Origin of the sequence: Streptomyces sp. NPDC007162 (genome assembly GCF_040634175.1) — a bacterium.
GTDB lineage: Bacteria > Actinomycetota > Actinomycetes > Streptomycetales > Streptomycetaceae > Streptomyces.
On sequence record NZ_JBEYFC010000010.1, the window covers coordinates 1 to 18,133 of the forward strand.

The 18,133-nt window shown below is 69.5% G+C and carries 18 protein-coding genes and 2 pseudogenes; 16 read left to right on the forward strand and 4 right to left on the reverse strand.

All coding sequences use genetic code 11. The annotated features are described in order from the left end of the window. The 10 genes and pseudogenes from ABZ646_RS02340 to ABZ646_RS02385 form a co-directional block, all read left to right on the forward strand. Nucleotides 1-106, forward strand: a 106-nt coding sequence (locus ABZ646_RS02340) for a 50S ribosomal protein L19 (RefSeq protein ID WP_360512159.1), incomplete at its 5' end; no start/stop codon positions are given. A 47-nt stretch (nt 107-153) separates the two neighbouring features. Further along, nucleotides 154-879 (forward strand): signal peptidase I, encoded by a 726-nt coding sequence (gene lepB, locus ABZ646_RS02345; protein WP_360512099.1) that lies wholly within the window; start codon nt 154-156, stop codon nt 877-879. Continuing rightward, complete coding sequence (lepB, locus tag ABZ646_RS02350; RefSeq protein WP_360512101.1) at nt 872-1,960, forward strand: signal peptidase I; 1,089 nt, start codon at nt 872-874, stop codon at nt 1,958-1,960. Before lepB (ABZ646_RS02345) ends, lepB (ABZ646_RS02350) begins: the two co-directional genes overlap by 8 nt. After that, entirely contained in the window at nt 1,851-2,876 is a 1,026-nt protein-coding gene (lepB, locus tag ABZ646_RS02355) for a signal peptidase I (protein WP_360512103.1), read from the forward strand. Before lepB (ABZ646_RS02350) ends, lepB (ABZ646_RS02355) begins: the two co-directional genes overlap by 110 nt. 116 nt (nt 2,877-2,992) lie before the next feature. Further along, a complete protein-coding gene (lepB, locus tag ABZ646_RS02360; RefSeq protein WP_360512105.1) occupies nt 2,993-3,781 on the forward strand; it encodes a signal peptidase I in 789 nt (262 codons plus the stop codon). Beyond that, complete coding sequence (locus ABZ646_RS02365) at nt 3,771-4,277, forward strand: NUDIX hydrolase (protein WP_360512107.1); 507 nt, start codon at nt 3,771-3,773, stop codon at nt 4,275-4,277. Before lepB (ABZ646_RS02360) ends, ABZ646_RS02365 begins: the two co-directional genes overlap by 11 nt. Nucleotides 4,278-4,333: 56 nt before the next feature. Then, nucleotides 4,334-4,642, forward strand: coding sequence for a DUF2469 domain-containing protein (locus tag ABZ646_RS02370; RefSeq protein ID WP_003965949.1), 309 nt, complete (start codon nt 4,334-4,336; stop codon nt 4,640-4,642). A gap of 88 nt (nt 4,643-4,730) precedes the next feature. Beyond that, nucleotides 4,731-5,132 carry a YraN family protein gene (locus tag ABZ646_RS02375; RefSeq protein WP_360512109.1) on the forward strand — a complete coding sequence of 134 codons (402 nt, stop codon included), beginning with the start codon at nt 4,731-4,733 and terminating at the stop codon, nt 5,130-5,132. A 1-nt stretch (nt 5,133) separates the two neighbouring features. Next, nucleotides 5,134-6,759 (forward strand): YifB family Mg chelatase-like AAA ATPase, encoded by a 1,626-nt coding sequence (locus ABZ646_RS02380; protein WP_360512111.1) that lies wholly within the window; start codon nt 5,134-5,136, stop codon nt 6,757-6,759. Continuing rightward, a pseudogene (locus ABZ646_RS02385) lies at nt 6,756-7,436 on the forward strand (DNA-processing protein DprA); the annotation flags it as partial. The gene ABZ646_RS02380 and the pseudogene ABZ646_RS02385, both read left to right, overlap by 4 nt. Nucleotides 7,437-7,579: 143 nt before the next feature. Here ABZ646_RS02385 and ABZ646_RS02390 read toward each other — a convergent pair. Genes ABZ646_RS02390 through ABZ646_RS02400 form a run of 3 tightly spaced genes read right to left on the reverse strand, consistent with a single transcriptional unit; the run spans nt 7,580 to nt 11,729 of the window. Continuing rightward, nucleotides 7,580-8,113, reverse strand: a complete 534-nt coding sequence (locus ABZ646_RS02390) for a DUF6262 family protein (RefSeq protein ID WP_360512113.1) — start codon at nt 8,111-8,113, stop codon at nt 7,580-7,582. Further along, entirely contained in the window at nt 8,110-10,611 is a 2,502-nt protein-coding gene (locus tag ABZ646_RS02395) for a site-specific integrase (RefSeq protein WP_360512115.1), read from the reverse strand. The genes ABZ646_RS02390 and ABZ646_RS02395 overlap by 4 nt, the downstream gene beginning before the upstream one ends. Continuing rightward, nucleotides 10,611-11,729, reverse strand: coding sequence for a tyrosine-type recombinase/integrase (locus ABZ646_RS02400; RefSeq protein WP_360512117.1), 1,119 nt, complete (start codon nt 11,727-11,729; stop codon nt 10,611-10,613). Before ABZ646_RS02400 ends, ABZ646_RS02395 begins: the two co-directional genes overlap by 1 nt. A 162-nt stretch (nt 11,730-11,891) precedes the next feature. Between ABZ646_RS02400 and ABZ646_RS02405 the strand changes: the two are divergent. From ABZ646_RS02405 to ABZ646_RS02415, 3 genes and pseudogenes are all read left to right on the forward strand, one after another. Then, nucleotides 11,892-12,368, forward strand: a pseudogene (locus tag ABZ646_RS02405) (DNA-processing protein DprA); the annotation flags it as partial. A gap of 328 nt (nt 12,369-12,696) precedes the next feature. Beyond that, nucleotides 12,697-13,539, forward strand: coding sequence for an RNA polymerase sigma factor WhiG (whiG, locus tag ABZ646_RS02410; RefSeq protein WP_360512119.1), 843 nt, complete (start codon nt 12,697-12,699; stop codon nt 13,537-13,539). A 117-nt stretch (nt 13,540-13,656) separates the two neighbouring features. Beyond that, complete coding sequence (locus ABZ646_RS02415) at nt 13,657-14,214, forward strand: helix-turn-helix domain-containing protein (protein ID WP_360512161.1); 558 nt, start codon at nt 13,657-13,659, stop codon at nt 14,212-14,214. Nucleotides 14,215-14,287: 73 nt separating this feature from the next. Here the strand turns inward: ABZ646_RS02415 and ABZ646_RS02420 are convergent, their stop codons facing one another. Further along, nucleotides 14,288-14,857 (reverse strand): M23 family metallopeptidase, encoded by a 570-nt coding sequence (locus tag ABZ646_RS02420; RefSeq protein ID WP_360512120.1) that lies wholly within the window; start codon nt 14,855-14,857, stop codon nt 14,288-14,290. A 270-nt stretch (nt 14,858-15,127) separates the two neighbouring features. Here ABZ646_RS02420 and rpsB point away from each other — a divergent pair, with 270 nt between their 5' ends. From rpsB to pyrH, 3 genes are all read left to right on the forward strand, one after another. Next, nucleotides 15,128-16,066, forward strand: coding sequence for a 30S ribosomal protein S2 (gene rpsB / locus ABZ646_RS02425; protein WP_360512122.1), 939 nt, complete (start codon nt 15,128-15,130; stop codon nt 16,064-16,066). A 133-nt stretch (nt 16,067-16,199) separates the two neighbouring features. Continuing rightward, entirely contained in the window at nt 16,200-17,036 is an 837-nt protein-coding gene (gene tsf, locus ABZ646_RS02430) for a translation elongation factor Ts (RefSeq protein ID WP_360512124.1), read from the forward strand. A 208-nt stretch (nt 17,037-17,244) separates the two neighbouring features. Beyond that, complete coding sequence (gene pyrH / locus ABZ646_RS02435) at nt 17,245-18,003, forward strand: UMP kinase (RefSeq protein ID WP_360512126.1); 759 nt, start codon at nt 17,245-17,247, stop codon at nt 18,001-18,003. Nucleotides 18,004-18,133: the final 130 nt, after the last annotated feature.

The following is an 18,133-nucleotide window of genomic DNA, read 5'->3' on the forward strand; positions in this document are numbered from 1 at the left end:
GGCGTCCCCACGCCAGGATCATGCGTCCGTGCGTCGCGCCAAGCTCTACTACCTGCGCGAGCTGCGCGGTAAGGCCGCGAAGATCAAGGAGAAGCGCGAGAACTGATCTCGCGCGACGGAGTTCTTATCGCGGCCGGATACCATCTGGCCTCGATGGACACCGAAGCACAGCCGACGGAACGCGACCGTTCCTCCAGCCCCGGACCAGGGGCCGCGGAGGGCCGGTCGCGTTTCGCGTTGCTGACCCGGCTCGCCGACTGGCTGCCGGGCGGGTGGATCACCCTGATCCTCTTCGCCTGCCTGGCGTTTTTGCTCGTCCTCAACACCTTCGTGGCTCAACCATTCCAGATTCCCAGCGGATCCATGGAACAGGGATTGAGGATCGGAGACCGGGTTCTCGTAGATAAGTTGGCGTACCGTTTCGGTGCCGAGCCGCGCCGCGGCGACGTCGTCGTGTTCGACGGAGCCGGGTACTTCGGGGACGCCGACTACATCAAACGCGTCGTCGGTGTGGGAGGAGACCATGTGGTCTGCTGCGACAAGAAGGGGAGGATCGAAGTGAACGGCCGGCCGGTCGACGAGACCGCGTTCCTCTATCCGGGGGACACTCCCTCCACCGTGGCCTTCGACGTCGTCGTCCCGGGCGGCCGGCTCTTCGTCCTCGGTGACCACCGCAGCGACTCCAGCGACTCCCGTGACCACCTGGGCTCGCCCGGCGGCGGCATGGTCCCCGTCGGGAAGGTCGTCGGACGCGCCGACTGGATCATCTGGCCGCACGCCCACTGGACCCGGCTCACCCGTCCCACCGCCTACGCGCGCGTGCCGGAGCCGGAGTCGGAGGAGCCGGAGCGGTCGGCAGGGGCGGGTGTGCATGGGTAACCGGGGCAAACCGCGCGGCGTGCCGGTCGGCGACGCCGCCACCTTGCTGCCCACCGGGGCCCGGCGCACCTCCAGCCCGGGCGGCGGCCGCTCCCGCGCGGAGCGGCGCAAGTTGCAGCGCAAGGTCAAGCGCAAGCGACGGCGCGGAGCCATGCGGGAGATACCGCTGCTGGTCGGTGTGGCCGTCCTGATAGCGCTGGTGCTGAAGACGTTCCTCGTGCAGGCCTTCGTGATCCCGTCGGGCTCGATGGAGCAGACGATCCGGATCGGCGACCGCGTCCTGGTCGACAAGTTCACCCCGTGGTTCGGGTGGCAGCCGCACCGCGGGGACGTCGTCGTCTTCCACGACCCGGGCGGCTGGCTGGCCGACGAGCAGACCGCCAAGGCGAACGACCCGGTCGTCGTCAAGCAGCTCAAGGAGGGGCTCACCTTCATCGGTCTGCTGCCCTCGGCCAACGAGAAGGACCTCATCAAACGGGTCATCGGTGTCGGCGGCGACCACGTCAAGTGCTGTGACGCGCAGGGCCGGGTGACGGTCAACGGGGTTCCCCTCACCGAGGGCACCTACCTCTACCCGGGGAACGCCCCCTCGATGCAGGAGTTCGACATCACCGTCCCGCAGGGACGGCTCTGGGTGATGGGCGACCACCGGGGCAACTCGGCCGACTCCCGGGCCCATCAGGACACCGCCTACGGCGGCACGGTCCCCGTGAGCAACGTGGTCGGCCGGGCCAAATGGATCGGCTGGCCCCTCGGCCACTGGGCCTCGCTCGAGGAACCTAAAACCTTCGCAAGCGTTTCTCACTCCGTGTCGGGGTCGACCGCGGCTCCCCGGCTGTCGCATAGGGTTGCCTCCGACGATCCGAACGGATACGTCCAACTCCCGAGCCCTGCGGAACTCCCGCTCGTTATGGGAGTGGTGGGCCTGCGTCGTGGATGGCGCGGGCGGCGGCACGGAGTAAGGAGTTGGCGTGGGGGATGTGGCGGTAGGCGCACGGTCGGGACACGACGGCGAGGACCACGGCGGGCGCCCCGAGGAGAATGTCCCCAGCGCAGACGGTGGTTCCACCTCCGGGAGTGAGAGCGGACCGGCCGGGGGCCCGACCCCGGAGGACGGCCCGTACTCCGGCGGCGACGGGGCCGGCCCCGGGGGCGACGGGAGCGATTCGGCGGCGGCCGCACCGAAGAAGCCCCGCTCCTTCTGGAAGGAGCTGCCGATCCTGATCGGTATCGCGCTGGTTCTGGCGCTGCTGATCAAGACGTTTCTGGTGCAGGCGTTCTCGATCCCCTCGGACTCGATGCAGAACACCCTCCAGCAGGGTGACCGCGTCCTGGTCGACAAGCTCACCCCGTGGTTCGGCTCCGAGCCCAAGCGCGGCGAGGTCGTCGTCTTCCACGACCCGGACGACTGGCTGGCGGGCGAGCCCACCGCCCAGCCGAACGCGATCCAGACCTTCCTCAGCTGGATCGGCCTGATGCCGTCCGCCCAGGAGAAGGACCTGATCAAGCGCGTCATCGGCGTCGGCGGCGACACCGTCTCCTGCAAGAACAGCGGCCCGCTCAAGGTCAACGGCCACGCGTTGAACGAGCCTTATGTGTACCCGGGCAACACCCCGTGCAGCGTCGACGACCAGGGCGGCCAGTTCACGGTGAAGGTGCCCAAGGGCTACATCTGGGTGATGGGCGACCATCGGCAGAACTCCCGCGACTCCCGCTACAACCAGTCCGACAAGCACCACGGCATGGTCCCGGTGAACGAGGTCGTCGGCCGTGCCATCGTCAAGGCCTGGCCGATCAACCGCTGGGGCACGCTGCCCGTCCCGGACACCTTCGACCAGTCCGGCATCAACACGCAGGCCTCCGCCGCGGCCTCGCTCTCGGTGGCCCCGGAGGGCGTGGCCGTCGCGGCCGTCCTGCCGATCGCGGTGTGGCGCCGTCGGCGGGGCGACCGGACCGGCTCCAAGTTCGACCGGCGCGCGGCCGCCGGCAAGCGCTGAACCACGGCGCGCGGACGTCGGCTGACCGGCCCATGTGAAACCCTTGGGGAGCTTGTGACCAGGGCTGTCGAAGAAGGGCTGCCCCTGCCCGGTACCGCCGGGTAGGGTGCGGCCTCATGAGCGGCGAGAGCACGATACGCACGGCCCCGCGCAGCGGCGGAGGCACCAGCACCGGCACGGCGCGGGACGGCGGCGGGCTCGGGAACCGGTTGTCCGGGATCGCCGTGGCGCTGGGCATCGTGCTGTTCCTCGGCGGATTCGGCTGGGCGGCGGTGGTCTACCGGCCGTACACCGTGCCCACCACTTCGATGACGCCGACGATCGACGCCGGCGACCGGGTCGTCGGCCAGCGCATCGACGGCAGCGAGGTGCGCCGGGGCGACGTGGTCGTCTTCCACGACAAGAGCTGGGTCACCAACGCGGACGTCGTCAAGCGCGTGGTCGCGGTCGGCGGGGACACGGTCGCCTGCTGCACCGACGGCAAGCTGACCGTCAACGGCAAGCAGATCGACGAACCGTACCTGCCGACGGGCAGCCTGGCCGAGCTCCAGGGCTTCCCGACGGTCACCGTCCCCAAGGGCCGGCTCTTCCTCCTCGGCGACGAGCGGCAGGGCTCCCTCGACTCCACCGCCCACCTCACCGACGCGGCGAAGGGCACGGTCGCGCGCAGCGCCGTGACCGCCCGGGTGGACGCCGTGATCTGGCCGATGAAGGGCATGCTCAAGCGCCCGACCGGCTTCGAGACGCTGGGCAGCCTCTCCCGGCCGGGCCCGCTGCGCACCATCGAGTTCATGATCGTGGGCGGTGCCGTGCTGGTCCTCGGCGGCGGTGCGTACGGCCCGGTCGCGAACCTGCTGGGCCGTTCCCGCAGCCGCGGCCGTACGGAGCCCGCCGGTGCCCGCTGAGGCGCCGTACGAGGGCCGCCTGCGCAAGGTGGCCCGGGTCGTCCTGCTCGATCCCGACGACCGCATCCTGCTGCTGCACGGCCATGAACCGGACGACCCGGCCGACGACTGGTGGTTCACGCCGGGCGGCGGCCTGGAGGGCGACGAGACCCGTGAGCAGGCCGCGCTGCGGGAACTCGGTGAGGAGACCGGCATCACGGACGTCGAACTCGGGCCGGTGCTGTGGCGGCGGACATGCTCCTTCCCGTTCGCCGGCCGCCGCTGGGACCAGGACGAGTGGTACTACCTGGCCCGTACGACGCAGACGGCCACCGAGGCCAGGGGCCTGACCGAGCTGGAGCGGCGCAGTGTCGCCGGAGCGCGCTGGTGGACGTGCCAGGAACTGACCCGGGCACATGAGACGGTGTATCCGACCAGACTCGCCGAGCTGTTCCGTAGGCTGCTCGACGAAGGTCCCCCCGCCGGGCCCGTCACCCTGGACACGGAAATCGTCTAGGCGCGTGCGGTACTGGCGCACAATGGTGGGATCGCACGGCTGAAGGGGAACATGCCATGAGCGCCGAGGACCTCGAAAAGTACGAGACCGAGATGGAGCTGAAGCTCTACCGGGAGTACCGCGACGTCGTCGGTCTGTTCAAATACGTGATTGAGACCGAGCGGCGCTTCTACCTCACCAATGACTACGAGATGCAGGTGCACTCGGTCCAGGGTGAGGTCTTCTTCGAGGTGTCCATGGCGGACGCCTGGGTCTGGGACATGTACCGGCCGGCGCGGTTCGTGAAGCAGGTCCGCGTCCTCACGTTCAAGGACGTGAACATTGAGGAGCTGAACAAGAGCGACCTGGAGCTGCCGGGCGGCTGAGCCCGTCAGGGCGGCCGCTCGTGTGGGTGATGGAGTTGTCCACAACCGCTGAGTAGCTCACCAAGATCAACACGTGGGCGGGGTGTGCGTGACGGTTGGCGCCGGAGGTGGTGCCGACATGAACACCAATCGGGCACGCAGCGCACTCGGCAGGTACGGCGAGACGCTGGCCGCGCGGCGGCTGACGGAGACCGGTCTGACGGTCCTGGAGCGCAACTGGCGCTGCGGCAGGACGGGCGAGATCGACATCGTGGCGCGGGACGGGGACGTCCTGGTCGTCTGCGAGGTCAAGACCCGGCGGGCGGGTCCCTTCGGGCAGCCCCTGGCCGGGGTGACCCCCGGGAAGGCGGAGCGGCTGCGCGGCCTCGCCGAACACTGGATCCACGCCCACGGCGGGGCGCCGCCGGGCGGCGTCCGCATCGACGTGGTCGGCGTGCTCCTGCCGCAGCGCGGGGCACCCGTCGTCGAGCACGTGCGAGGGGCGGCCTGAGATGGGGTTCGCACGGACGTGCTCGGTGGCGCTGGTGGGCGTCGAGGGGGTGGTGGTCGAGGTCCAGGCGGACCTGGAGCCCGGGGTGGCGGCCTTCACCCTGGTGGGGCTGCCGGACAAGAGCCTGACGGAGAGCAAGGACCGGGTAAGGGCTGCGGTGGTCAACTCGGGGGCACAGTGGCCCTCGAAGAAACTGACGGTGGGGCTCAGTCCGGCGTCGGTGCCGAAGGCGGGCTCAGGCTTCGACCTCGCCGTGGCGTGTGCTGTACTCGGCGCCGCCGAGCGGGTCGACCCGCGGGTACTCGCCGACATCGTGATGATCGGGGAGCTCGGACTGGACGGACGGGTACGTCCGGTACGGGGCATCCTGCCCGCGGTACTGGCCGCAGCCGACGCCGGATACGAACAGGTGGTCGTGCCGGAATGCGCCGCCGCCGAAGCCTCGCTGGTACCGAACGTCTCCGTGCTGGGCGTGCGGAGCCTGCGCCAACTGATCGCGGTCCTCGCGGACGAGCCGGTCCCCGACGAGGAGCCGGACGACCCGGGACGGCCCGATCCGCTGCTCGCCGGTCTCCGGGTGCCCGGCACGGGCGCGGCCACGGGGATACACAGTGCCGGAGCCGCGCAGCAGGACCACGGGCACGACATGGCGGACGTGGTGGGACAACTGTCGGCGCGGACAGCCGTCGAAGTGGCGGCGGCAGGCGGCCACCACCTCTTCCTCGAGGGACCGCCGGGCGCCGGCAAGACCATGCTCGCGGAGCGGCTCCCGGCCGTTCTGCCCAGGCTGACCCGGAGCGAGTCGCTCGAAGTCACGGCAGTGCACTCGGTGGCGGGACTTCTGCCGCCGGGCAAGCCTCTGATCGACGTCGCCCCCTACTGCGCTCCACACCACTCGGCCACCATGCAGGCTCTGGTCGGCGGCGGCCCCGGCATCGCCCGTCCCGGAGCGGTCTCGCTCTCTCATCGAGGCGTCCTCTTCCTCGACGAGACGCCCGAGTTCAACACCCAGGCGCTCGACGCGCTGAGGCAGCCGCTGGAAGCCGGCCACGTGGTGATCGCGCGCAGCGCGGGCGTCGTGCGGTTCCCGGCGAAGTTCCTCATGGTCCTCGCGGCCAACCCGTGCCCCTGTGGGCGGTTCTCGCTCGCTGACGACTTCTGTGAGTGTCCGCCCTCGGCGATCCGCCGCTACCAGGCCCGGCTCTCCGGCCCGCTCCTCGACCGGGTCGATCTGCGCGTGCAAGTGGACCGCGTCACCCGCGCCCAGCTCACCGACCTGGGCGTCCGTGGCGAATCCACGGCGGTGGTCGCCGACCGGGTGAGGGCGGCCAGGGAGCGGGCGGCGCTGCGGTTCGCCGGTACACCCTGGGGGACCAACAGCGAGGTGCCGGGCCGTGAGCTGCGCAGCCGCTGGCATGCGGTACCGGGCGCGATGGACGAGGCCGAGCGCAACCTGGAGCGAGGCGTCCTGACCGCCCGCGGAATCGACCGTGTCCTGCGGGTCGCCTGGACGGTCGCGGACCTCGTCGGCCACGACAGGCCGGGTGCCGCGGACGTCGCCCTGGCACTACAACTGCGCACCGGCGTCCCGCGGGGCGTGCCGATGGCCCTCGGGGCGCTGACGTGACCGCCGACGACCACGGCGGCGAACTGCTCGCCCGGGTCTTCCTGGCCCGCGTCATCGAACCCGGTGACGAGATCGCCGGGCGGTGGGTGCGGGAACAGGGCGTGCACGACGTGGCGGCCCGGCTGCGAGCCGGCGGTCAGGCGTTGCCGGGCGTCGGCGGCAAGCGGTGGGCGGGGCTGCTGGCACGGGCCGAGCAGGCCGATCCCCGCGCGGACCTGGTTGTCGCGCGGGAGGCGGGCGCGCGGTTCGTGTGCCCCGGCGACGCCGAGTGGCCCAGCCAGCTCGACGACCTCGGTGATGCCCGGCCCCTCGGGCTCTGGGTGCGGGGGCGGCCCAGTCTGCGGATGTGGGCGCTGCAGTCCGTCGCCGTCGTCGGCGCCCGGGCCTGCACCGAGTACGGCGCCCACATGGCGGCCGGTCTCGCCGCCGGCCTCGCCGAGCGCGGCTGGGTGGTGGTGTCCGGCGGGGCCTATGGCGTCGACGGCGCCGCCCACCGCGGAGCCCTCGGCGCCGGCGGGGCGACCGTCGCCGTACTGGCGTGCGGGGTGGACCGGCCCTACCCCCGCGGACACACCGGGCTGATCAACAGGATCGCCGAACAGGGACTGGTGGTGGGGGAGTTGCCGCCCGGTGAGCATCCGACGGCCAGTAGGTTCGTGCTCCGCAACCGGGTCATGCGTGCTTCTCTTGGGGTCGTGACTTCACCCGAGAGGGATTCTCCAGCATCAGTGCTGCTCAGAGCCGGTTTGATCGACTCTAGTAGTTGCAACACATGTGGTGCAAGAGGGGGCGGCGAGCCCTCGGCTCGCCGCCCCGCTGATCACCGGGAGCGGGCTTGGTTGAGGGCCCGGGTGAGTTCTCGATTCGCTGCCCGCGACGCTTCCAGTTCGCCGGCTTGCTCTTCGAACTGGCCCTTCAAGTCGACGAGCTGCTGCTCCAGATTGGTGATCGTCCGCTTCATGTGCTCGATGTCCTCGGGGGCCCCGAGCCCGGACTCGCGCCAGACCTGCTCTCCGAGGACTGAGGAGAGCTTCTGTTCCAGCTGGCGGACCCGAGCGGTGACGCGGGTATTGCGCTCGAGCGCGTTCGCGAGATCCGCCTGCAGAGACGCCTTCGTGACGGCGGATCCGCCGATGTCGGCCGTCGGGGCAGGGGTGGCTGCGGCGGTATGAAGAAGCTCCAGGAGATCACGATGACGGTAGAGAAACGTCCGGTCGACGCCTGCTTGCCTGGCGATGGCGGAGACGCTGAGCTCCTCGCCCTGCTTGGCAGCCTGGTTGATCACTTTGATCACACGTTGGCGGCGACGTGATGAATCAGCGCGACGCCCTTCCGCCAATGCTGTGTTGCTCATGCTGTCCGATCGGGTCGAATGTCGGGAATGGGCTGACCAATGCGGGGCATTCCGAGTCCGACGACGCGCTGGCGTTGCTGACGGACGATGGATGTGGCTTCGAGGATCTGTTGCTTCTCGTCGCCGTCCAGGTCGTCGAGGTTGCCCTTGACCCGGCTGATGAGGCGCTTGACTCTGCTGATCTCCTCGTCGGAGGGCATTGCTTCGGTCCTGGCCCAGTCGTCGGCGTCGATGGCGGCCATCAGCCGCTCGCGGCTTCGGAGGAGGTGCGCGAGGTATGCCTCCAAGTCCGGCAGGTAGGAGACGTCGGTCCGGAAGTGACCGCATCCGACACATCTGAAGCGCACTGGGCAGTCCTGGCCGCCAGCTGCGACGTTGCCCGGTTCGGTGCATACTCCGTAGGGCACGGCGGTCTCGCCGATGGCGCGGCGGGCGTGCTCGGAGTCGAGGAGGGTCTGCGCGGTGCGCCAGATCCGATTGCCGTGCCGGTCGAACTGCATGGCGCTCACTCGGTCGACAGCCTCTCGCCTGCGCTTCTCTCCAACGCGGTAGTACCCCTGTGTGGTGCTGAGTTGGCGGTGGTCCATCAAAACGCGGAGCACGTCCGGCGAGACGCCGGCGTCCGCGTGCCGCTGCGCGTAGGTGTGCCGGTAGGCGTAGGGGAAGATCCGCGTCTTGTCGAACGGCAAGAGCTTGGTCACCGTCTTCCCGTCAATGATCACCTGCGTCGGGACGACGATGTCCGGCAGTGCATCAACCCAGGTCCGGTGGCAGTCCGCCGCCCAGTTGTCGGTGGATGGTCTGGTGCCGGCGATGTTCTGTTTGAGCGACGGCAACAGCCGCAGCTTCTTCGTCTCCGTATCGGGGAAGCGCTCCCTGGTTCGTTCCTGCTGCTTGACGATGAGACCTGCGGTGGCCTCGGAGATCGGCAACCGCCGCTTCATGCGGTTGGCCTTGTGGTTGTCGTAGATCAGGACAGGCTTGCCGTCTTCGTCCCGTTCCAGGCAGTCCCAGAACAACGTGCATATCTCCTCCGGACGCCGGCCGGTGTCGATGATCAACTCGATGGTCGTGCGGATATCGACCCCGGATTGCGCCTCGAGAGCAGGGAGACCTTCGCAAAGTGCCCGGACCACCTCGACGGGAAGGTCTCTGCCGACTTCCGAGTCCTCCGGTGGGTCGGGGATGTCGGCGGGCCGCACCGTGAAGTCATCGGGCAGGCCGTGCATCGACCGGCCAGGGCGAGTGAGGCCCTGGCTGCGGGCGCGCGTCAGTACGAACCTCACGGCGCAGATCACGACGTGGCGGCGGTTCAGGGTGAGGGTGCCTTGATCGACGAGGTAGCTCATCCGGTTCAGGAACGAAACGATGTCCGTCCTGCCCAGGTTCGCCGGCGCGTCGCCTTGGTCGTCTCGCTGCAGCCGCAGACTCTCCGAGAGCATGCCTATCGCGTTGATCTTGTCTTGGACGGTGCCGCGGGCCCCGTCTCCTCGTCGCTGAGGCAGATCCTCGTGCGCCCAGTCTCTGAGGGCTTCGCGAAGCCACGGCTGGCTGATGTTGGTGAACCGCAGAGTGCCCGAGAGGCCGAACACGCTGGCGTCCCAGACGTCCTTGTGTCGTTCGGTCTCCGGCGTGAGGCCGACCCGCTTGACGGCTGTGAGCACCGAGTTTCGGAGTTGCTGCTGGTGGCGGGGGATGAGGGCGTCGTCGATCTCCTCGATCGAGGAGACCAACAGCCTGCGGGCCGTGTCCGCCAGGGGCCTCACGATGAGGTCACGCGTCTGCAGGCCCTGCTCGGTGCGGGCCTGAATGCCGATGAGGATCTCGGCGGCCACGGTGTCGTGAATGCCGCGCAGGCTCACGAATCCGTTCACCGCCACTGCCGGTGTCGTTCGGCGCCAGTGCAGCTCGGCCTCAAGGCTGTCGAGGCTCGGATCTGTGCGGCGGGCGAGGGCGAGCCGCTGGCGGTGGCCGTCGCAGTAGGGCGGCCGCCCGAACCGCTGTCGGGTGCAGGCCACGACAGAGCAGGGTCCGAACGACTCAAGGGGCGTCACCGACGGGTGGGCGAGGAACTCTGGCAGCGGAAGCTGCAGCCCCTTCTGCTGCTGCCAGAGGTGGGTCGCGCAGAGCGCCAACGTCTTGGTCTTCGCCGGCCGAGCGCAGTCCTGGACCGCGCAGCTGATCTCGCCGGTGCTACGGCGGTACTGCTTCGGCCGCTGGAGGAACACCTCGACGGGCTGATCGGCGACGTCGCTGTTCTTGTAGCTCTTGAAGCAGGCGGCGCAGAGGCCGACGGTGCTGGCGGAGGGCTTCCGGCACTCATTGGTCTGGCAGTACTGCCAGCCGAGAACCGGGTGGTCCTGCGGAAAGGCGATGACTCGGATCGAGTCGTCCCAGTCGACCGTGCTGAGGAACTCCGGCTTGACCGCGTCCCACAGGTCGGTCCTGCGCGGCTCGGTCTGCAGCGGTGCGACGGACGTCGCGGAGGCGGTCGTCATCACGAACCCTCCAACGGCAGGCGCGGAACGGGAACTCGGTCGACGGCATCACGCAGGCGGGAGGCTTTGGGATGGAGGTAAGGCTCCGCGGACGAGGGGCGCTTGTGCCCCATCAGCATCTGTACTTCGTCGGCGCTGCCGCCAGCGTCAGCAACGTTGCTGGCAAACGCATGACGACACATATGCGGGGTTATAGGACGAGCAACGTTGGCTCGCGTCGCCAGGGCGGTGACCAACTCGTTGATGGCTGCGGGCTTGATCGGGGCGCCGACCGGCTCACGGAAGAGGTTGACGAGCAGGAAGTCGTTCTCCCGGGCGGCCGGGCAGCCAGCCCGCTCGGCGGCGTACTGATCGAAAGCCTGCACCACGAGGAAGTCGACCGGCATGATGCGCTGCCGCCGGGACTTCGCCCAGGCCCCATTGGGGTTCCGTCGGCGGACAACATGCAGATGGGCGCCCTCGTAGCGGCAGCCGACGACGCTGGAGTCCATCAGGAAGTGCATGTCCTCGCGGCGCAGGCCGGCGACCTCACCCCTGCGCAGACCGACACGCGCCATCAGGAGGAGAAGCAGCCGGTCTCGCGCGGAGCGGCACTCGGCGAACATCGCGACGATCTCTTCATCGCTCGCCCGGTCGACCGGGTTCTCCTCCTCCTGGAGGCGGTGGCGGGCCCGCAGGCGGAATGTCAGCCTGCTGTCCTCTCCCTGAGCCTCGAAGGGAAGGTCGCTGTTGTCGCCGATCTCGTAGAGCTGGCCCATCACCCACTTCGGGATCTCGCCACGACGGACGGCGTCGGTCAGGAACCCGCGGACCGCGGCGAGTATCCCGTTGATCCGTCGCGCCTGGCGGACCTGCTTCGCGCCCGGCCCGAAGACCACGGTGCCTTCACCGCGCGACGGCGTGTACTTCAGCCAGGTGATGAACAGTCCCAGGTCGCCGCCGGCCTCGCGCCAGTCCCGACCAGTGCGCTCGCACCAGCACAAGTACAGAGCCAGGGACTCGGCGTACGACTTGGTCGTCAGCTCGGCTCGCTCTTGCCCGAATCGGGCCTCGCGAAGGTACAAGTCCGCGGACGGCTCGAGGTCCCAGTCGTCATCGATCACCGACCAGTACTGCATGCCCGACGGCATCCGCACAGGGAAAGCGTGCATTTCTATCTTTACTCCACGATCGAGTGCAACGATCCGCCGCGGAGCAACACCCCTAGAGAACCGATGCACGGAACCCAACGGTGCCCTGAAGTGCAACAACACACTACAGATCATGGAACCGTAGAGAACGCCGCGCTCACCAGGGGAACCGTCGTCGTGGAGGCCGCCCACCGCAGCGGCTCGCTGGTCACGGCGCGGGCGGCGCAACGGCTCGGCCGGTTCACCATGGGCGTGCCCGGACCGGCCACCAGCAGCCTCTCGGCGGGGGTGCACGAACTGCTGAGAGGCGAGTCCGTGCTGGTCGCGAACGCCGCGGAAGTCGTCGAACTCGTGGGTGAGATCGGCCAGCTGGCCCCGGCCGGACGCGGTCCCGTCCTCCCGCGCGACCTGCTGGAGCCCGCCTCCCGCCAGGTCCTGGCCGCGTTGCCCGGCAACCGGCCGGCATCACCCGAAGAGGTGGCACGCGGCGCCCAGACGTCCGAGGACGAGGCCGTCGCCAGACTGTACGAACTCCGAGCACTTGGTTACGTCGAACGACACGGCGACGGCTGGAAGTTGACACGCCAGGCGCTGATCTCGGTCAGGGACGGTCGGACTCGGCGCTGACCGAGCGTGTTCGGCCGTCCGGGGGAACGCCCGACGCCCTTGGGAATTCCCGGAGTTGACGTCACCGGGCGATCACGCAGAGCGACGTCCCATGTGCGGTCCGACGCGCCGTGCAGGGGGTTCGCGCGGGGGTGGAGCCTCGCTGTTCGCGCACCGCGACTCCTCAGTCACGCTACGCTCACGAAAGGCCCCACGCGGACCACGCCCTACGGCACAGACAGACACCCCGCCCACCCCGCCCGTCAGCTCCCTTCGTCCCGACCCACTCCACCCTCGGCGCATCACGGCAATTCCTGGCACTTCACAGCAGAACGGCACAAGGCGACGAATGCCCCAGCACACCTCCGGGTCCGACCGGGCGGCGATCCCCCCAGCCGCCCGCGACGGTGGCAGCGTGCGGCCGCCCGCTCCCTCGACGCTCGACGAGCTGTGGCGGTCGTACAAGGCGACAGGGGACGAGCGGCTGCGGGAGCAGCTGATCCTGCACTACTCGCCGCTGGTCAAGTACGTGGCCGGGCGGGTGAGCGTCGGTCTGCCGCCCAATGTGGAGCAGGCCGACTTCGTCTCTTCCGGGGTGTTCGGGCTGATCGACGCGATCGAGAAGTTCGACGTCGACCGGGAGATCAAGTTCGAGACCTACGCGATCACCCGGATCCGCGGTGCCATGATCGACGAGCTGCGGGCGCTGGACTGGATCCCCCGCTCGGTCCGGCAGAAGGCCCGCAACGTCGAGCGGGCCTACGCCACGCTGGAGGCACGGCTGCGCAGAACGCCTACGGAGGGCGAGGTGGCCGCGGAGCTGGGCATCGAGGTCGACGAGCTCCATGCCGTCTTCAGCCAGCTGTCGCTGGCCAACGTGGTGGCCCTGGAGGAGCTGCTGCACGTCGGGGGCGAGGGCGGCGACGGCCTGAGCGTCATGGACACGCTGGAGGACACCGCCGCGGACAACCCCGTGGAGGTGGCCGAGGACCGGGAGCTGCGGCGGTTCCTGGCCCGGGCGATCAACACGCTGCCCGAGCGCGAGAAGACCGTGGTCACCCTCTACTACTACGAGGGGCTCACGCTCGCCGAGATCGGGAACGTGCTCGGGGTCACCGAGAGCCGGGTCAGCCAGATCCACACCAAGTCGGTGCTGCAGCTGCGCGCGAAGCTGGCGAGTTTCGGCCGCTGACCGAGGGGTTCCGGCCGTCGCTCGGGCCCGGGCGACCGGCGTCCCCGTCGTGCTGCCTCCCGTCCGGCCCGGCGCGTCCGTACAGTGGACGGCGTGCCAAGGATTCGAGCGGCCTCCGTGGCCGAGCACCGGTCGATGCAGCGAGCCGCCCTGCTGGACGCCGCGCGGTCCCTCCTGTCCGAGGGCGGGACGGAGGCGCTGACGTTCCCGGCGCTGGCCGAGCGGACGGGGCTGGCGCGGTCGTCGGTGTACGAGTACTTCCGCTCCCGCGCCGCCGTCGTCGAGGAGCTGTGCGAAGCCGACTTCCCGGTGTGGGCGGCGGAGGTCGAGGCCGCGATGGAGCGGGCGGCTTCCGCCGAGGGCAGGGTCGAGGCGTATGTGCGGCAGCAGCTGGCCCTGGTCGGGGACCGGCGGCACCGGGCGGTGGTCGCGATCTCGGCGAGCGAGCTGGACGCCGGAGCCCGCGAGAAGATCCGCGCCGCGCACGGAGGCCTGGTCGCGATGGTCGTCGCGGCCCTGGCCGAGCTGGGGCACGAGCAGCCCCGCCTGGCCGCGATGCTGGTGCAGGGGATCGTGGACGCGGCGGTCCGTCGTATCGAGCTGGGCGCGGCGGAGGATCCCGCGGTGATCACCGACGCGACTGTGGCAATGGCGCTGCGGGGAGTGCGGGGCTGATCAGCGCCCGTAAGGGGCGCGAGGTACTGCGCGGCCGGCTCCCGCCGGTCCGCACTCGCGCAACCGGCCCCGACTATCCCTGCGGCAGCGGGAGCCCCAGCACCGGCAGCAGTCTCGACGGCCCACGGTTCGACAACCACGGCGGCAACAGCAGCAGCGGGTCCAGGTACACCTCCCCCCTGAGCAGCCCCCAGTGCACGCACACCGCCGCCGCCCAGCAATGCGCCCCCGCCTCCTCGACCACCCCCACCACCTGCCCCGCCGCCACCTCCTCCCCCTTTCGCACCGTCGCCGCCACCGGCTCATAGGTCGTGCGCAGCTCCGTCCCCGCCAGCTCCACCGACACCACGCCCCTCCCCGCGACCCGCCCCGCATAGGAGACCCGGCCCGTCGCCACGGCCCGCACCGGTTCCCCCGCCGCGGTGCCCAGATCGACCCCCCGGTGCCCCGGCCCGTACACCGACGCCGGGGGCTCCCAGCCGCGCAGGACCGGCGGTCGTACCCCCACCGGCCACAGCCGGGCGACGGCCGGAACCGAAACCGGCGTCGGCGCCCCGCCGTCCGCCCGGGACCCTGTCACCGTCACCGCCAGGACCAGCGGCAACACCGTCGCCGCCCACCACCACCGCATCGTTCGTCGCATGCCGACACCGTCCCGCAGCGCCCCGATCTTGGCCGGTACCTGTGGACTGCTCCCAGGTTGTGGACAGCGGCGTCACCCGGTGCCCCGCCGGTCCCGTACACTTCTTCTGGCGATCCGGGCCACCGGGTCGACTTCGCACGCCCCGACATCCGGCCATCACCGGCAGGTGTCAGCGCTACTCGGTCCTTCGTGGCACAGCGCGCACGGGCGTCAGGCGCGGGAGCCGTCCGGCATCCGCGGCACAACCGAGAAATTCAAGGAGATACGGCCATGGCCGTCGTCACGATGCGGGAGCTGCTGGAGAGCGGCGTCCACTTCGGTCACCAGACCCGTCGCTGGAACCCGAAGATGAAGCGCTTCATCTTCACCGAGCGCAACGGCATCTACATCATCGACCTGCTCCAGTCGCTGTCGTACATCGACCGCGCCTACGAGTTCGTCAAGGAGACCGTCGCCCACGGCGGCACGGTCATGTTCGTCGGCACGAAGAAGCAGGCGCAGGAGGCCATCGCCGAGCAGGCCACCCGCGTCGGCATGCCCTACGTCAACCAGCGCTGGCTGGGCGGCATGCTCACCAACTTCTCGACCGTCTACAAGCGTCTGCAGCGCCTCAAGGAGCTCGAGCAGATCGACTTCGAGGACGTCGCCGCGTCCGGTCTGACCAAGAAGGAGCTTCTCGTGCTCTCGCGCGAGAAGGCCAAGCTGGAGAAGACCCTCGGTGGTATCCGCGAGATGCAGAAGGTGCCCAGCGCCGTCTGGATCGTGGACACCAAGAAGGAGCACATCGCGGTCGGCGAGGCCCGCAAGCTCAACATCCCGGTCGTCGCGATCCTCGACACCAACTGCGACCCCGACGAGGTCGACTACAAGATCCCGGGCAACGACGACGCGATCCGCTCCGTCACCCTGCTCACCCGCGTGATCGCCGACGCGGTCGCCGAGGGTCTCATCTCCCGCTCCCGTGTCGCCACCGGTGACAAGGGCGAGAAGGCCGCGGGCGAGCCGCTGGCCGAGTGGGAGCGCGACCTGCTCGAGGGCGAGAAGAAGGCCGACGAGGCGGAGAAGCCCGCCGAGGCTCCTGCCGCGGAGGCCGCTGAGGCTCCTGCCGCCGAGGCCACCGAGGCCACCGAGGCTCCCGTCGCGGAGGCCGCTGAGGCTCCTGCCGCCGAGGCCACCGAGGCTCCGGCCGCGGACGCCGAGCAGGCCTGACCCGTCAGCGTCGACGGCGGGGGCGGCGACATCCCGAACGCCCCCGCCGTTCACCCACAGGTTCGCGCTCTACATCTACGTGTAGATCGTGGATCGGGCAGATCTCCCGACTTCGAGAAAGACTTAACGACTCATGGCGAACTACACCGCCGCTGACGTCAAGAAGCTCCGTGAGCTCACCGGCGCCGGCATGATGGACTGCAAGAAGGCGCTGGACGAGGCCGAGGGCAGCGTCGACAAGGCCGTCGAGGCGCTCCGCATCAAGGGCCAGAAGGGCGTCGCCAAGCGCGAGGGCCGCTCCGCCGAGAACGGCGCCGTGGTCTCGATCATCGCCGACGACAACTCCTCCGGCGTCCTCGTCGAGCTGAAGTGCGAGACGGACTTCGTCGCCAAGGGCGAGAAGTTCCAGGCCGTCGCCGACACCATCGCCCAGCACGTCGCCAAGACCTCCCCGGCCGACCTGGAGGCCCTGCTCGCCTCCGAGATCGAGCCCGGCAAGACCGTCCAGGCGTTCGTGGACGAGGCCAACGCCAACCTCGGCGAGAAGATCGTCCTGGACCGCTTCGCGCAGTTCTCCGACGGCTTCGTCCTCGCCTACATGCACCGCACGATGCCCGACCTGCCCCCGCAGATCGGTGTCCTCGTCGAGCTGGACAAGCCGAACACCGACATCGCCAAGGGTGTCGCCCAGCACATCGCCGCCTTCGCGCCGAAGTACCTCTCCCAGGAGGACGTCCCGGCCGAGGTCGTCGAGTCCGAGCGCCGGATCGCCGAGGAGACCACCCGCGCCGAGGGCAAGCCCGAGGCCGCGATCGCCAAGATCGTCGAGGGTCGCCTGAACGGCTTCTTCAAGGACGCCACGCTGCTCGGCCAGCCGTACGCGCTCGACAACAAGAAGTCCGTCCAGAAGATTCTGGACGAGGCCGGTGTCACCCTGAAGCGCTTCACCCGCATCAAGGTCGGCATCTGAGTCCGTACCCCGATCGACGCGCGACCCATGGGGAAATCCCGATAGGGTCGGTCGAGAGCAGTCGTCCGGGTACCCGGCCACAGCCAGGGTCGTGACGGACGGCAGCAGATCTGACGAGGAGGCCATTGCCGCGCATGGGCAGCGAAAAGCGACCCCACCGGCAATGGCCTTCTTCGTATGTGCACCATGTGAAAGAGGCGGGATCTCCATGACCACCAAGGCCCAGAAGAGCGACGACGGCAAAGTACACGGCCGGTTTCTGCTGAAGCTGTCCGGTGAGGCCTTCTCCGGTGGCGGGGGCCTGGGGGTCGACCCCGACGTGGTGCACAAGATCGCCCGTGAGATCGCGGCCGTCGTACGGGACGGCGCCGAGATCGCGGTCGTCATCGGCGGCGGCAACTTCTTCCGCGGCGCCGAGCTCCAGCAGCGCGGCATGGACCGGGCCCGCTCCGACTACATGGGCATGCTCGGCACCGTGATGAACTGCCTGGCCCTCCAGGACTTCCTGGAGAAGGAGGGCATCGACTCGCGCGTGCAGACCGCGATCACGATGGGTCAGGTCGCCGAGCCGTACATCCCGCTGCGTGCCGTGCGCCACCTGGAGAAGGGCCGTGTGGTCATCTTCGGCGCCGGTATGGGAATGCCGTACTTCTCCACCGACACCACCGCCGCCCAGCGCGCCCTGGAGATCGACGCCGAGGCGCTGCTCATGGGCAAGAACGGCGTGGACGGGGTCTACGACTCCGACCCCAAGACCAACCCCGACGCCGTCAAGTTCGACTCCCTCGGATACGGCGAGGTCATCACCCGCGAGCTCAAGGTGGCCGACGCCACCGCGATCACGCTCTGCCGCGACAACAAGCTGCCGATCCTGGTCTTCGAGCTGCTCGCCGAGGGCAATATCGCGCGGGCCGTCAAGGGTGAGAAGATCGGCACGTTGGTGGATGACCAGGGCAGCCGGGCCTGACCGGCAACGCCTGAGGACCCTGACCGGGGGATGGACATTGTCCGGCCGGTCGGGAACCGTGCAGCTAAGAAGACGCGACGCAGCCGGCCGCCGCCCGCAACGGAACCGCAGCCGGGCCTTACTCAAGACA

What these genes read in the sequence shown, in the direction of transcription:
- lepB (WP_360512099.1), top strand. Translation starts at nt 154, where the DNA reads ATGGACACCGAAGCACAGCCGACGGAACGCGACCGTTCCTCCAGCCCC.
- lepB (WP_360512101.1), top strand. Translation starts at nt 872, where the DNA reads ATGGGTAACCGGGGCAAACCGCGCGGCGTGCCGGTCGGCGACGCCGCC.
- lepB (WP_360512105.1), top strand. Translation starts at nt 2,993, where the DNA reads ATGAGCGGCGAGAGCACGATACGCACGGCCCCGCGCAGCGGCGGAGGC.
- ABZ646_RS02370 (WP_003965949.1), top strand. Translation starts at nt 4,334, where the DNA reads ATGAGCGCCGAGGACCTCGAAAAGTACGAGACCGAGATGGAGCTGAAG.
- ABZ646_RS02380 (WP_360512111.1), top strand. Translation starts at nt 5,134, where the DNA reads ATGGGGTTCGCACGGACGTGCTCGGTGGCGCTGGTGGGCGTCGAGGGG.
- ABZ646_RS02390 (WP_360512113.1), bottom strand. Translation starts at nt 8,113, where the DNA reads ATGAGCAACACAGCATTGGCGGAAGGGCGTCGCGCTGATTCATCACGT.
- ABZ646_RS02395 (WP_360512115.1), bottom strand. Translation starts at nt 10,611, where the DNA reads ATGACGACCGCCTCCGCGACGTCCGTCGCACCGCTGCAGACCGAGCCG.
- ABZ646_RS02400 (WP_360512117.1), bottom strand. Translation starts at nt 11,729, where the DNA reads ATGCAGTACTGGTCGGTGATCGATGACGACTGGGACCTCGAGCCGTCC.
- whiG (WP_360512119.1), top strand. Translation starts at nt 12,697, where the DNA reads ATGCCCCAGCACACCTCCGGGTCCGACCGGGCGGCGATCCCCCCAGCC.
- ABZ646_RS02420 (WP_360512120.1), bottom strand. Translation starts at nt 14,857, where the DNA reads ATGCGACGAACGATGCGGTGGTGGTGGGCGGCGACGGTGTTGCCGCTG.
- rpsB (WP_360512122.1), top strand. Translation starts at nt 15,128, where the DNA reads ATGGCCGTCGTCACGATGCGGGAGCTGCTGGAGAGCGGCGTCCACTTC.
- tsf (WP_360512124.1), top strand. Translation starts at nt 16,200, where the DNA reads ATGGCGAACTACACCGCCGCTGACGTCAAGAAGCTCCGTGAGCTCACC.
- pyrH (WP_360512126.1), top strand. Translation starts at nt 17,245, where the DNA reads ATGACCACCAAGGCCCAGAAGAGCGACGACGGCAAAGTACACGGCCGG.